15 protein-coding genes and 1 pseudogene are annotated in these 14236 nt (G+C 45.3%); 9 read left to right on the top strand and 7 right to left on the bottom strand.

All coding sequences use genetic code 11. The features are described 5' to 3' along the window. Positions 1–82: 82 nt before the first annotated feature. A complete protein-coding gene (rpsB, locus tag VFDL14_RS0123235) occupies positions 83–814 on the bottom strand; it encodes a 30S ribosomal protein S2 (RefSeq protein ID WP_032551700.1) in 732 nt (243 codons plus the stop codon). Positions 815–1248: 434 nt separating this feature from the next. Between rpsB and map the strand changes: the two genes are divergently transcribed. The 3 genes from map (at position 1249) to VFDL14_RS09595 (ending at position 5485) form a co-directional block, all read left to right on the top strand. Then, positions 1249–2127, top strand: coding sequence for a type I methionyl aminopeptidase (gene map / locus VFDL14_RS09585; RefSeq protein ID WP_032551699.1), 879 nt, complete (start codon positions 1249–1251; stop codon positions 2125–2127). Between the two features lie 178 nt (positions 2128–2305). Then, the gene (glnD, locus tag VFDL14_RS09590; protein WP_032551698.1) at positions 2306–4927 is read left to right on the top strand and encodes a bifunctional uridylyltransferase/uridylyl-removing protein GlnD; all 2622 of its coding nucleotides are present in this window, start codon (positions 2306–2308) and stop codon (positions 4925–4927) included. A 174-nt stretch (positions 4928–5101) separates the two neighbouring features. After that, entirely contained in the window at positions 5102–5485 is a 384-nt protein-coding gene (locus VFDL14_RS09595) for a DUF3461 family protein (RefSeq protein ID WP_032551697.1), read from the top strand. A gap of 75 nt (positions 5486–5560) precedes the next feature. Here the strand turns inward: VFDL14_RS09595 and truC are convergent, their stop codons facing one another. Both truC and VFDL14_RS09605 read right to left on the bottom strand, forming a co-directional pair. Further along, a complete protein-coding gene (gene truC / locus VFDL14_RS09600; RefSeq protein WP_032551696.1) occupies positions 5561–6295 on the bottom strand; it encodes a tRNA pseudouridine(65) synthase TruC in 735 nt (244 codons plus the stop codon). Then, entirely contained in the window at positions 6295–6609 is a 315-nt protein-coding gene (locus tag VFDL14_RS09605) for a YqcC family protein (RefSeq protein WP_032551695.1), read from the bottom strand. Before VFDL14_RS09605 ends, truC begins: the two co-directional genes overlap by 1 nt. A gap of 87 nt (positions 6610–6696) precedes the next feature. Between VFDL14_RS09605 and VFDL14_RS09610 the strand changes: the two genes are divergently transcribed. Then, positions 6697–7734 carry a DUF3549 family protein gene (locus VFDL14_RS09610; protein ID WP_032551694.1) on the top strand — a complete coding sequence of 346 codons (1038 nt, stop codon included), beginning with the start codon at positions 6697–6699 and terminating at the stop codon, positions 7732–7734. A 70-nt stretch (positions 7735–7804) separates the two neighbouring features. Further along, positions 7805–8113: a DUF3301 domain-containing protein gene (locus tag VFDL14_RS24030; RefSeq protein ID WP_084181877.1), complete on the top strand. Its 309-nt coding sequence runs from the start codon at positions 7805–7807 to the stop codon at positions 8111–8113. Here VFDL14_RS24030 and VFDL14_RS09615 read toward each other — a convergent pair. Continuing rightward, positions 8058–8603 (bottom strand): GNAT family N-acetyltransferase, encoded by a 546-nt coding sequence (locus tag VFDL14_RS09615; RefSeq protein ID WP_032551693.1) that lies wholly within the window; start codon positions 8601–8603, stop codon positions 8058–8060. The two genes, VFDL14_RS24030 and VFDL14_RS09615, sit on opposite strands and share 56 nt — an antisense overlap. A 702-nt stretch (positions 8604–9305) precedes the next feature. Between VFDL14_RS09615 and VFDL14_RS09620 the strand changes: the two genes are divergently transcribed. The 3 genes and pseudogenes from VFDL14_RS09620 to VFDL14_RS09630 all read left to right on the top strand — a co-directional run bounded on the left by VFDL14_RS09620 (position 9306) and on the right by VFDL14_RS09630 (position 10851). Continuing rightward, a complete protein-coding gene (locus tag VFDL14_RS09620; RefSeq protein ID WP_032551692.1) occupies positions 9306–9596 on the top strand; it encodes a hypothetical protein in 291 nt (96 codons plus the stop codon). Between the two features lie 3 nt (positions 9597–9599). Then, positions 9600–10043 (top strand): YaiI/YqxD family protein, encoded by a 444-nt coding sequence (locus VFDL14_RS09625; protein WP_150869436.1) that lies wholly within the window; start codon positions 9600–9602, stop codon positions 10041–10043. Positions 10044–10121: 78 nt separating this feature from the next. Continuing rightward, positions 10122–10851 (top strand): annotated as a pseudogene (locus VFDL14_RS09630) (MipA/OmpV family protein). Positions 10852–10967: 116 nt separating this feature from the next. Here VFDL14_RS09630 and VFDL14_RS09635 read toward each other — a convergent pair. The 3 genes from VFDL14_RS09635 to VFDL14_RS09645 all read right to left on the bottom strand — a co-directional run bounded on the left by VFDL14_RS09635 (position 10968) and on the right by VFDL14_RS09645 (position 13328). After that, positions 10968–12554 (bottom strand): AbgT family transporter, encoded by a 1587-nt coding sequence (locus tag VFDL14_RS09635; protein ID WP_032551689.1) that lies wholly within the window; start codon positions 12552–12554, stop codon positions 10968–10970. Positions 12555–12941: 387 nt separating this feature from the next. Next, positions 12942–13067 (bottom strand): type B 50S ribosomal protein L36, encoded by a 126-nt coding sequence (gene ykgO, locus VFDL14_RS09640; RefSeq protein ID WP_005380299.1) that lies wholly within the window; start codon positions 13065–13067, stop codon positions 12942–12944. Beyond that, positions 13068–13328, bottom strand: coding sequence for a type B 50S ribosomal protein L31 (locus VFDL14_RS09645; protein ID WP_032551687.1), 261 nt, complete (start codon positions 13326–13328; stop codon positions 13068–13070). It lies immediately after the preceding gene. A gap of 120 nt (positions 13329–13448) precedes the next feature. On the opposite strand from VFDL14_RS09645, the gene tsaA reads away from it, so the two are divergent. Next, complete coding sequence (tsaA, locus tag VFDL14_RS09650; protein ID WP_032551686.1) at positions 13449–14144, top strand: tRNA (N6-threonylcarbamoyladenosine(37)-N6)-methyltransferase TrmO; 696 nt, start codon at positions 13449–13451, stop codon at positions 14142–14144. The last annotated feature ends 92 nt before the right edge of the window (positions 14145–14236 follow it).

The following is a 14236-nucleotide window of genomic DNA, read 5'->3' as shown; positions in this document are numbered from 1 at the left end:
CCGATCTAACTATAACTTAGCTTACATTTAATAAAGATTTCAAAATCTAGATTAGTAAGCCAAGCGTGATTCAGAGCCGCTATTATTCAGCTTCTACAAAACCATCTTTTTCAGCAGCTACAGCAGCAACGTCTTTGTTACGACCTTCTTTAACCGCGTCTGCAGCAGCGTTTAGGTAAAGCTGTACTGCACGGATTGCATCGTCGTTACCTGGGATAACGAAGTCAACGCCGTCTGGGTTAGAGTTAGTATCAACTACAGCGTAAACTGGGATACCTAGGTTGTTTGCTTCTTTAACTGCGATGTGTTCGTGATCAGCATCGATTACGAATAGAGCGTCTGGTAGGCCGCCCATGTTCTTGATACCACCAAGAGACTTCTCTAGCTTCTCCATTTCACGAGTGCGCATTAGAGCTTCTTTCTTAGTTAGCTTGTCGAAAGTACCGTCTTGAGCTTGAGCTTCTAGGTCTTTTAGACGCTTGATAGACTGACGAACAGTTTTGTAGTTCGTTAGCATACCGCCTAACCAGCGGTTGTTAACGTAGAACTGGTTGCTGTTTACAGCAGCTTCTTTAACAGCTTCAGATGCAGCGCGCTTAGTACCAACAAAAAGAACTTTACCTTTCTTCTCGCCAACTTTAGCTAGTTCAGCTAGAGCGTCGTTGAACATTGGTACAGTTTTTTCTAGGTTGATGATATGAACCTTGTTACGAGCACCAAAGATGAATGGCTTCATTTTTGGGTTCCAGTAACGAGTTTGGTGACCGAAGTGAACACCAGCTTTTAGCATATCGCGCATTGATACAGTTGCCATTTTAAAATCCTCTATGGGGTTAGGCCTCCACATCCCCCATGAATCCGACCCCTAACAACTAACGGCTTAAAGCAGCGGTTATTTATGTTGTTGAAGCACCCCGGAACATGTGTCGGAATGTGTGTGATTTAAAGATATAGTAAGTGAACACAAAGGCTGTTTCGCCAAGAGGGAGAAAACAGTCCTGATGTCCGGCGCGCTTTATACCATATTTTGTCTATCTTTGGCTAGAAAAAATTCTGTTTTAGGGCTCAACAACAGCTACTGATAAAGTGCATTTTTACGTCGCTGTGATGGAATCATTTGTCGTCTTTCCACCAGCACTAAGAGTAACCACCCCTTTAGTATGGATATGGCAGTGTTGCGCTAAACTGCTGCACTGCTAGAATAGCCCCATACGCACACTTAGGTGCGACCTAATTAAGAGATATGCAATGGCTGTAAAAATTAAAACTGCTGAAGAAATCGAAAAAATGCGCGTCGCCGGTAAACTGGCTGCAGAAATCCTAGAGATGATCGAACCTCACATTCAAGTGGGTACGACAACGGAAGAGCTGAACAAGCTTTGCCACGAGTACGCTCTAGAGAAAGGCGCATATTCAGCTCCCCTTGATTACCATGGTTTCCCTAAGTCGATTTGTACTTCTATCAACCACATCGTTTGTCACGGTATCCCAGCAGAGCAAGACGAAGTGGGCAGCACTGGTCAGCACAAGCCAGCTGTACTTAAAGATGGTGACATCCTAAACGTAGACATCACGGTTATCATCCCTGATGACAAAGACGCAGACTTAAGCGTACGTCCTCAAGGTTACCACGGTGACACTTCTAAAATGTTCCTAGTTGGTGACGTATCGCCAGCAAACAAGCGTCTATGTATGGTTGCACAAGAAGCTCTATACGAAGGTATGCGCCAAGTGAAGCCAGGTGTTCAACTGGGTCAAATCGGTACTGCGATTGAGAAGTACATCAAGACCAACAATAAGAACAACCCTCGTTCTAAGTTCTCTATCGTGAAAGATTACTGTGGTCACGGCATCGGTTCTGAATTCCACGAAGACCCACAAGTCGTACACTACAAAAACAATGACCGCACAGTACTGAAAGCGGGTATGTGTTTCACTATCGAGCCAATGATCAACGCAGGTAAATTTGGCTGCCGCCTTGATGACGAAGACAGCTGGACAGTGTACACCGCAGATAGCAAGAACTCTGCACAGTGGGAGCACACGCTTGTTGTGACAGACACTGGCTGTGAAGTTCTAACGCTACGTAGCGATGATACTATTCCTCGTATCATGAAGAACGCTTAATTCATCGAATTAAACAGCTCATACAAATGAAAATATCCTCACTTTGTCGAGGATATTTTTTTATCTGCAGATCTTCTCACCTCTCTTCGATAAACCGTTTGCACAACCATTTCGGTTTCCGCGCAACCTCTGGTAAATTGTCTGTTATTCCTATTTTTGCTTGCACGGATAGCAAACTATGCCATACCAATGCCCTCTTACGTTCAAAGAAGAACAGATAGAAATCAGTGAACTCAAACAAAAACTCGAACAGTTCACCGAGCATCAAAAAAATGAGTTTCTCAATCATCATCCCGTTACCGACCTAGTCCTCTCACGCTCCGAATATATGGACCGTATTTTGAGTCGACTGTGGCAGCACTTTGGATTTAGTGAATTACCCCACATCAGCCTAGTTGCCGTGGGCGGCTATGGCCGCGGCGAACTTCACCCGCTTTCCGACATTGATATTCTTGTCGTCTCCCAGAAAACACTACCCAAAGCGTTAGGCGATAAGGTCAGCGAGTTCATCACGCTCCTATGGGATCTGAGATTAGAAGTTGGTCATGCCGTTAGAACCGTCGCCGAATGTTTGGACATCGGCAGTGCCGATCTTACAGTAGCAACGAACCTACAAGAATCTCGTTTGTTATGTGGCAGTGAAGACACCTTCCAGCAGCTTAAAATGAAAATCCACTCTGACTCATTTTGGCCAAGCGAGACCTTCTACAAAGCCAAGATTCAAGAGCAGAAAGAGCGTCATGCGCGCTATCACGACACAACCTACAACTTAGAACCAGACATCAAGTCGACTCCGGGCGGCCTTCGCGACATTCATACGCTAAGTTGGGTTGCTCGGCGTCACTTTGGCGCGACGTCTCTACTTGAGATGAGCAAATATGGCTTCCTTACCGACGCCGAGTACCGCGAATTAGTCGAATGTCAGGATTTCTTATGGCGCGTACGTTTTGCGCTACATATTGAACTGCGCCGCTACGACAACCGCCTCACCTTTGCCCACCAAGCTCAGGTTGCCGAACATCTTGGCTACTCTGGTGAAGGTAATCGCGGCGTAGAGATGATGATGAAGGAGTTCTATCGAACCCTGCGTCGAGTCGCTGAGCTCAATAAAATGCTGCTTAAACTATTTGATCAGGCGATCATTAATGGCGGAGAAACCCAAGACGCTCAAATTCTCGATGAAGACTTTCAAAGACGCGGTTCCCTGATTGAGGCTCGTAAGCCAGCACTATTTCAAGCGCGTCCAGAAACCATTCTCGATATGTTTATCCATATCGCTAATGACTCCTCTATCGAAGGCGTGAGTCCTCCAACGTTAAGACAGCTACGTACAGCACGTCGCAGGCTTAACCGCTTTCTGCATACGATCCCTGAAGCGCGTGAAAAGTTCATGGCCTTGGTACGCCACCCTAACGCACTGCATAAAGCCTTTAGCCTGATGCACAAACTTGGGGTACTTTCTGCTTACCTACCACAGTGGAGTCAGATTGTCGGTCAGATGCAATTCGACCTTTTCCACGTTTACACCGTGGATGAGCACAGCATTCGACTGCTAAAACACATCAACCGCTTCAGTTATGCTGCCAACCACGACAAACACCCAATCTGTTGTGAAGTTTACCCACGTATCCAGAAAAAAGAGCTGTTGATTCTGGCTGCCATTTTCCATGATATCGGAAAAGGGCGCGGTGGTGATCACTCTGAGATTGGTGCAGTAGAAGCTTACTCTTTCTGTATCGAACACGGTCTATCTAAACCCGAAGCTAAGCTTGTCTCTTGGCTGGTTCAAAACCACCTACTGATGTCAGTGACCGCCCAGCGTCGTGACATTTACGACCCGGACGTGATCACAGAGTTCGCCAAAAAAGTACGCGATGAAGAGTCACTGGAGTATCTGGTCTGTCTAACTGTCGCAGATATCTGTGCAACCAACCCTGAGCTCTGGAACAGCTGGAAGCGAACCCTGTTAGCTGAACTCTTCCACTCTACTCAGCGAGCTTTGCGCCGTGGCTTAGAGAACCCTGTCGATGTACGTGACCGTATTCGCCACAACCAACAGATGGCATCAGCTTTATTGCGTAAAGAGGGCTTTACTGCGCGCGAAATAGAGGTACTGTGGCAACGCTTTAAGGCTGATTACTTCCTGCGCCATAGCCATAAGCAGATCGCTTGGCACTGTGAGAACCTGCTACGCCTTGAAGACTCGAGCCAGCCACTGGTATTGATCAGTAAAAAGCCAACACGTGGCGGCACAGAAGTATTTGTGTATTCAAAAGACCAACCTGCGTTGTTTGCAACCGTGGTCGCAGAGCTAGATAGACGCAACTTCAACGTCCATGATGCTCAAGTAATGGTAAGTAAAGATGGTCATGTTCTCGATACCTTTATGGTACTCGATCAGCATGGCGAAGCCATCGACGAGGCGAGACATAAAGCGGTCATCAAACACCTAACCCATGTATTGGAAGATGGTCGACCAACCAAGATCAGAACTCGTCGCACACCACGTAATTTGCAGCACTTTAAGGTGAAAACTTCCGTAGAGTTTTTACCAACCAAGAGTAAGAAGCGTACCTTGATGGAGCTGAGAGCACTCGACACGCCAGGATTATTGGCACAAGTTGGTGCAACCTTTGCCGAACTCAACATCAACTTACATGCGGCAAAAATTACTACCATAGGTGAACGTGCCGAGGACTTGTTTATCTTGACCAGTGATATTGGAGGGCGTTTAACCGAAGAGCAACAGCAAGCCCTACGTGAACGTCTTACTGAGCACGTATCCGAGCTCGCGCCATAGTTAGACCACCTCTAGCAGGTAGTTGAATATTCTGCTTTTAGTGTGGGCAAGGTCGAGAGAGCGATCTTGCCCACAACTTAGTATCAATTCATTCACCAGCGCTATCTAGCTCATGATTAGGCTGCTACATTAACCTATGTAATCCGTCTTCCATTCAGATACTAGAGGTCGCTTATGTATCCAAACCTCACTGGTTTAGGCATCCATGAACCTAAACAGATTGAACGTTACTCACTTCGTCAAGAAGCTCACAAAGACATCCTAAAGATCTACTTCCGCAAGCAAAAAGGCGAGCTGTTCGCTAAAAGCGTTAAATTCAAATACCCACGCCAAGTTAAAAGCGTGTTGGTCAGCGGCGGCAACAACCAATATAAAGAAGTTACTGAGATCAACCGCAATCTAACGCTAGTGATTGATGAGCTGAATAAGATCACCAAACCATCTCCAAGCAGTGACGTCGATGTGAAACAGAAGATACTGACCGACTTACGTCACCTAGAAAAAGTGGTTTCAAGCAAGATCGCAGAGATCGAAGCGGATCTAGAAAAACTAAAGTGATCCCTTTCTTAAGTTAATAAAAAGGGCTGATAGTCTTCTACTATCAGCCCTTTACTTTATTTTGTAGTCAGCGATTTACTTCTGCGCAACTAACGCAGTATCCCACTCAAACTGTCTAAACAGGTCTAGCCAAGTCTCGTCTAAACTCGCTCTCATCACTACCTCTTGTTGAGTAAACGGATGAATGAAGCGCAATTCTGAAGCGTGTAGCAGCAGACGGTGCGAATCGAGATTCTCTCTAAATAGTCGATTGTGCTTACCATCACCATGCGAGGTATCACCAACAATTGGATGTCTTAAGTGGGCCATATGGCGACGCAGTTGATGCTTTCGACCTGTCTTTGGCAACATTTCAACTAAACAGTAACGACTGGTTGAAAAGCGCCCTGTCGAATACGGCACTTCTACTTTGGCGAGAGGCTCATAGACAGTGATCGCTTCCTGCGCCTCTTTATCTTCTTTTGCGAACTTGTCAGCGATCTTATCCAGTTCAACCTTAAGCGCGTAATCTAGGGTATCACCCTCTTCTATCCACCCACGTACAATCGCATGATAGGTTTTCTGCATCTCATGGTTCGCAAACATCGGCATCACCTCAGAGGCGACTTCGCTCGACAGAGCAAAGACGAGCACACCCGATGTCGGCCTATCTAAACGGTGCAGAGGAAACACGTGTTGACCAATTTGATCACGCAGCGTCTGCATAACAAATTGTGTTTCATGTTTATCAAGCCACGAGCGGTGAACCAACATACCTGCAGGCTTATTGACCGCGACAAAGTACTCGTCTTGATAGATGATCTCTAACATTATGCGCACACCTCATCAATCTGCTTTATGAGCATCAATAGCTCACTCTTGGACGCATCATTTTTCCACACTTCAACAAAGTAAGGAGCCATTGAAAACCCTTTGGGCAGTGCAGCACCTGATGCGATCATCGCCTTGATTCGAGCGATGAATATCCATTGGAGCCACTGTTCTGGCTCCAATGTATCAATAGCAAAAGGCTGCGTGCTCGCCAGTGCTTCATCGCTAGGCGGCACCTCACTCCATAGCTGTGCGTGTTGTAATTGCAGCTCCAACTGCTGAAGCAAAGAGAATAACTGTGTGGTTGCCGTCATTTTTCACCAAGTAATTTATCGCATGACCTTGAAATTGGGCCATAGAGTACCATCTATTGGGGAAAGAAAGTTAGGAGCTTATTACTGATGGAAACAATTCACACGCTCACCCAGCTGTTGAAAAATAGCGGCTGCCAATATGAAATCTATGATCTTGGCCGTCGAATTCAAAAAGTCGACAACGATCTATTTGCCGATGTTGAACAAGGCATGCAGCCCTACCCGTTCCCATTACAAAAACAGGCACACCTAGCAATCAGCTACTGGAACGAGCAGAAACAGCCTTGGATCTGGTTCTTGAAGTTTAAACTCGATGAGCGTGGTCTACTGAGCCAGGCAGATATCGGAAACTTCCTAAAGTTCGTCTTAGAGGCAATGGGTACACGTTTGAGCGGTGATATGAGTGAAGAGCAGCAGCAGAAGCTCTCTAACAACCCATACACCTTTAAGCCATCAGAAGACAAAATGGCGGTATTCCATAGCCAAGTTCGCGCTGAGCTATCACTGCCAACGAGCCAGTACTATGAGCATGCACAGCACTACTTTACGGGCGATCTTGGTTGGGAGAACTGGCAGACCGTTGGCTTGCAAGGTATCACAGATATGTGTGCTCGCTTAGGCGACAAGCAAAACGGCGTTGCCATTCGCAAAGCCCTTCGTAAACTGCCTTCTGAACCACTTTATGCCACCCTAGGTGCACTTGAACACGCCACTCTTAGCGATAAGCTTGCAGAGCGTATTCAAGAGATGGCTGACGACCAGATCAACAGCCAAAATCCAGACCTATTCTTGTTGTCTGCATTAGTTCGTGCGCTATCAGGCGCTGACTCTTCAATCGCAAAACAAGTCGTCAATAGCGTACTGGCTAGCCCAAGACTGAGTCACCAAGAGGTATTGATTGGTCTTGCAGGACGAGGCTGGCATACATTACAAGACGCTACAATCGCAGAGCAGTTCTTGCTTCGCCTTGCCCAAACGGGCAACCAGAACCTATTCAATCAGCTGTTTGCTGACCTTGTGATGATTCCAAGCTTACGAATGGTATTCTTACCACTCTTAAACTCGAACCCATCACCAGAACTGGCTAACGCTTTGATTAAGTTACAACAAGCTGCAAAAGCCTAATCAATGCAAGCTTTGTGAAGATTGAATACAAGCGTTAAAACCGGATTGATACAAAAGGACGTGTCGAAGAATGATAGATAATTTATTGGGGATTCTGTTTCTTTGTCTCTTTTGCTTTCTGTTTTGGCAGCAACGCCGACAGTCAGAGCTTGCTAAGGCGGCGATTGCGAGAAAATGCAAAGAACTCGATCTTCAGTTGCTAAGCGTGGCATTCAGTGGTCACAAATTAAAAATGCGTCACGAGTTAACCACAATTTGGCGCTGGCACACCGTATATCAGTTCGAATTCTCTGCTCTAGGTGATGACTGCTACAAAGGCAGTCTTACCATGGTTGGCTTTCGCGCGATGCGTTTTGAGCTACAGCCTCATAGAATGTGATTTTCTTTTCGCTAAGCTCCGAGTAACGATATTCGTGGTAGGGACCAAATTCATCTTGCTTGGTTCCTGCAAATTCAAAGCCTAGCTTGTCTAGCAATTTAATGGAGGGGTTGTGAGTGACATTCACTGTTGCCACAACCTCATTCAGATCCGCTTCAAATCTCGCCATATTGAAAAAGGGTTTCGCCACTTCGCTGGCAATACCTTGATTCCAAAAGCGCTTGTCTAGAATAAATCCCAGCTCATAACGACCTTCGCTGTGAGAGATAAAGATATGTCCCATATATTCGCGAGTCTGGTTATTAAGAATGGCGCGGGCAAAGCCTTCTTGATCAGATAAAATGTGCTGAAACAGACGCTTTGCTGATGAGATGGTATGAGGTCCATTCATTTCTGCTCGATTTACCGGACAACAGTTGAGCTTGATAAAATCAAGTTCTAGCTGCTCGGTATACGGCACGATTAAAGTTCTTGCAGTCGCAATCGTCATATCACACTCCTTGTGTGGACAATATTGAATTTGAATAGATAAAGAAAAGCCCCGACACCGAAGTGTCAGGGCTAGGGTCTTACTCGCAGCAGTCCGGCTACTAATTAATGCTCCATGCATCATCCATAATAGTGGCTGTAATCCTTCAGCTCTTTCCTTTACTTCGCCGTCCTAGCGGTGTCCTATCGTCCTGAAAGCTAACAATCCTCGTTAGCACACATCACTTGTTCCGTGAGCGGTGTCCTTTACATCATCCTGATGTTGTTCCTAACCTTTATCCTAAAGGTGTCCATTGCCAATCCGTTGCAGTTAATGTCCTATCAACTGTCGTATCCCTACAATGTCCTTACGCTCCATGCTTGATCACTCATCCTAAGTAACCAAATCTTCATCCTGAAGATAACCAAATCCTTGGTGCTTTCCTGTTCCGTGTCAGACTCCTTCCGACAAGGTTTAATTTACGCGATTTAGGATTTCGGACAATAGATTTGCATCACACTTTGAGTTCAACCAAGTTGTTAATAAGATAAAACAATTAATATTCAACATCTTAGTAATATGCATATCAATTTCTCTAGAGAAGCATTCGCGTTATCTCACAACGTTTGTAAGAGATCTCTCACAAGCGAATGTCGCTTTTAGGATTCGCTATCCACAGCTTGAGCGAGTAACATACAGAGAGATGACGTTATGGAGGTTAATATGCTAACGAAAGATGTCTCAGACGAGCTAAAAAGTGTTCTGGAAGGACTGCAAGCTCAAGGAAAAGAACCGACGGTTGCACTGGTCAAGGCACGTATGAGTACACCGGTGCCAATGCCGGCACTGATAACGACGATTAAAAGCTGGAAGAGTGCCAACCGAGTTCCAAAAGTCGAAGTCGCAGCTCCACAAGACAATGCCACCGACAAACTTGCACAACTCGAACAACAGGTGATCGCCCTTACTGAGCGTGTAACTCAACTTGAAGCAAAACTAGCAGAGAAAGAATAGATGATGAAGATTTGGGTTGATGCCGACGCCTGTCCTAAGGTAATTCGAGAAACCATCGTACGTGCCGCAGAGCGTACAGGCGTTGAGTGTACCTTTATTGCCAACCACGTAGTGCCTGTTCCAAAGCGCAATAACATTCACTCGATCCAGGTACCCAGTGGTTTCGACATTGCAGACAACGAGATCGTCAAACGTACCGAAGCGGGTGATCTAGTGATCACATCAGATATTCCACTCGCCGATGAAGTCATAACCAAAGGGGCATTAGCACTCAGTTCTCGTGGTGAGCTATATACTAAGGAGACCATCAAAGCACGTCTCAATATTCGTGACTTTATGGAAACCATGCGTTCTAGTGGTGTACAAACGGGTGGCCCAGCATCACTGTCACAGACAGATCGACGAGAGTTTGCCAACCATCTCGACCGCATTCTTGCTAAACGCTAGGCCACTCACAATTCACCTCTGAAATAAAATTCGCACTGCTCCGTTCTTCTCTATTACGACAATAACGGAGTATTGCTTATGATGTCTCGCATCGCCCTTCCACTTGCCCTGGCTATCACTGCCAGTTACCCCACTTTTGCCAGTGAAGAATATGGTATTGTGGGTGGTAGCCTCACTCACTGTAGGTGAAAGCGTCTTTTCAACCAAGGACTCAACTCAAGTCGGTGCTACACCCAACCTTTTCTATTCAGGCCCTATTGGATTTGTTGACGGCAGCTTAGCCAATTGGCAGGTCTTACCTTATGTTGGTCTTTCTGGTCAGTGGCGCTTCGCCGAAGTGTCCGATACCTTTACCGACTTACCTAATGGTATTGAAGACAGAGACGGAAGTGGTGAACTCGGCCTAACACTCGGCACTGTTGGCGCGCGTGTGACTTTTCTGCATGATGTAACCTCAGAGCATGAAGGCTATGAAATTCAGCTGCACCTAGGACGCACACTTGATACTTGGGACTCTGCATTTACCCTTACCCCCTACTTTGAAGTCGACTATCGCGACGAAAAACTCTCAAATCATCTTTATGGGATAAGCGCAGCAGAATCGACCGCATCTGGCTTAGCCGCCTTTGATGCAGACGGGACGTTTGTTTATGAGGCTGGTGTGATAGGACTCTATGATTTTACCCCTCACTGGATTGGTATCAGTAAGGCTGAGTTTATTCACCATGATACAGATAGCCCGCTTATCCAAAGAGACATAGGTTGGTCATTAGAGGTAGGTTTAACCTATCGTTTTGCAGGCCTGTAGTCTTTTAATACTCGCTATTAGCTCTTCTATGAGTTGTTTATAACTAACTACGACATGAACAAAAAACCTGCACACTGTGCAGGCTTTTACATTCATCATGAACTCACGATTCAGTACTAAGGCGTGTAGTAAGTTGCAGCGCCAGGACCTACAGGTAGACCGAATACGAATACCCATACGTAGAACATTAAGCTCCAACCAACGATGAATACAATCGAGTATGGAAGCATAGTTGCGATGAGTGTACCAATACCTAGGTTCTTCATGTAACGCGTTGCTACTGCAAGGATAAGACCGAAGTAGCTCATCATTGGAGTAATGATGTTCGTTGTTGAATCGCCGATACGGTAAGCTGCTTGAATCGTTTCTGGTGCGTAACCAACAAGCATTAGCATTGGAACAAAGATAGGTGCTGTTACTGCCCACTGAGCAGAAGCTGAACCGATCATCAGGTTAATGAAGCCACACATTAGGATGAATGCGAAGAACAACATTGGACCTGTTAGGCCGATGTCTTGTAGGAAGCTTGCACCCGCTACTGCGAATACTTGACCGAAGTTAGTCCACTTGAAGAAAGCAACAAACTGAGCTGCGAAAAATACAAGTACGATGTACATGCCCATAGAAGACATAGACTTAGACATTGCATCGATAACGTCGCGGTCAGTTTTCATTGTGCCGGTAACTTTACCGTAAACGAAACCAGGAACTGCGAAGAATACGAAGATGAACGCTACGATACTCTTAAGGAACGGAGAACCTGCTACCGTGCCCGCTGCAGAGCGTAGAACACCGTCTTCAGGAACAATCGTCCAAGCAAGAAGAGCTGAAACAGCTAGTACTGCGATACCAGCTAGCTTAAGGCCTTTCTTCTCAACGTCTGTCAGCTTGCCCATTGAATCGTTTGATAAATCTTCAGACGCTTCTTCGTCATTGTATTTACCCAGTTTTGGTTCAACAATCTTCTCAGTTACGAATGCACCCGTAATTGCGATGAAGAAAGTAGAAACAAACATGAAGTACCAGTTTGACTCAGGACCAACTGTGTAAGTCGGGTCGATCATTTGTGCTGCTGTTTCTGTAATACCAGAAAGCAGTGGATCAACCGTACCGATTAGAAGGTTTGCAGAGTAACCACCAGATACACCAGCGAATGCTGCCGCTAGACCAGCAAGAGGGTGACGGCCTAAAGAGTGGAAAAGCATTGCTGCAAGTGGGATAAGTACCACGTAACCAAGCTCAGAAGCCGTGTTAGAAATGATACCTGCGAATACCACAGTTACAGTAACCATACGCTTAGATGCGCCCATTACCATGCCACGCATCGCAGCAGATAGTAGACCTGAGTGCTCAGCAATCGCTACACCTAGCATTGCAACAAGCACAGTACCTAATGGCGCAAAGCCAACAAAGTTTTTAACGAGATTCGTTACGATAAGTTGTAAGCCTTCAGCATTAAGTAAGCTTACAACGTGGATCATGCCGTCTGCAGCACGACCAGGTGCACCTTCTGGACGAGGGTCCATAACAGACACTTCAAAGTAACCTGCGATACCTGAAGTAACTAAGATTGCGACACAGAAGATTGCGAAAAGAGTGATCGGGTGGGGTAATAGATTCCCCAAATACTCAACACCATCGAGAAAACGGGTAAAAATAGGTTTCTTTGGTGAGTTGTTTTTTATCGAAGCTGATGAACTCATCAGTTCCCTCCTTGTAGTGATTCCTATGCAAATGTGACAAAAATGTTCAAATTGCAGGCGCAGAGTACTCGACAAAACAGTCAATTAGAAATGCAAAATGTTACAAAGTGTGTAACAAATCATATAAATTAACGCCATTCGAACAAAAAATTAGCAAATAACACCAATTTAAACACAAATAACAGATTAATAATTCATATAAATACATTCATTCTGTTTATACGTCGTACCCTAACTACTTGATTCAACTGCGACTAAAATTACTCCGTACGATAAAAAACCTTCTAAAATCGTTAAAATGCTCGTTAGAGAAAGAGATCACTGCCTAATAATGAAAAATGTGACCTCATCTCCGATTTTTACATGCTTTTCACATGCCATTGACGCCTACTTTTGCACCGCTTTGAATCTTGGATTGGTTTTGCAGATTACATAAAGGCGCCCTCTTCGCTTCACGATTTGGCAGTCAGGGTGACGACTTTTAGCGCTTTTTAGGGATTTAACGACTTTCATTTACTTCTCTCCTTTACTGAATTGACCAAAGCGGCGTGTAAAGTTCGCCACGCGACCTTCTTTATGGATCACGCGCTGCTTTCCGGTATAGAAAGGATGTGATTTCGACGACACTTCAATCGTGAAGTACGGGTAGGTGTTACCATCTTCCCATTCGATAGTACGATCAGTTTTTAGGGTCGAACCTATTAGAAAATACTCATCAACACTCGTATCGTGAAAAACAACAGTACGGTACTCTGGGTGAATATTCGGCTTCATTTCTTTACTCCATCATTTAATTGTTATGATATAACATTGCAAATGATAATTATTATCAAAAGAAACACAAGCGGTTTTATGATATTTTTGCCACAAATCGTAAGTTGAGACGCCCAAAACATGTACACAATTGAGCCTATTGGTTTTATAGAATCGCCATATAAAGAGAAGTTTGCCGTACCTAGACAACCAAGGTTAGTGCCTTCAGCACGTGCTCGCATCAAACTATCAGGAGCCGCGAACTGCTTAGAGTCAGTGCGAGACATAGAGCAATTCAGCCATGTTTGGTTGCTGTTTCTATTCGACCAAAACTTACAAGCAGGCTGGAAGCCTACGGTTCGCCCACCACGCTTGGGTGGCAACGATAGAGTTGGCGTGTTTGCTTCTAGAGCCACTTTTAGACCAAACGGTATTGGCATGTCAGCAATAGAGCTAAAGGGCGTCACGCAAGAGAAAGGCCAAACTTACCTAGAATTGGGCAGTGTTGATTTGGTTGATGGCACACCAATTATCGACATCAAACCCTACATCCCCTACTCAGATTCCATTCCAGATGCACAAGGGGGTTTTGCGACCGAAGAGCCGATGACATTAGAAGTTAATTTCTCTCAACAAGCGCAGCATAAACTCAGTCAACACCCAAATGGCCGTCATATGATCGCCGTGATCAAAGAGGTGCTTGCCCAAGATCCTCGTCCTGCTTATAGGAAAGGCAAGCCAGATTCCAAGGAATATGCAGTAAATTTGTTCGATCTGAACGTGAAATTCACTGTTGAGGCACTTTTCATCAATGTTACTGACATTGAACGCTTTTGAGATCCTAAATAGGCTGATATTATATGCGGCTAAATCGGATTTATTGTGGCAAAAGCTGCAGTGAATTTTCTTTAATTTATGATGAAACGGAT

It is taken from the genome of Vibrio fortis (assembly GCF_000695685.1).
Taxonomy (GTDB): domain Bacteria; phylum Pseudomonadota; class Gammaproteobacteria; order Enterobacterales; family Vibrionaceae; genus Vibrio; species Vibrio fortis_A.
Note: the sequence above shows the minus strand (reverse complement) of the source record. Positions and strands in the feature narration are given on the sequence as shown.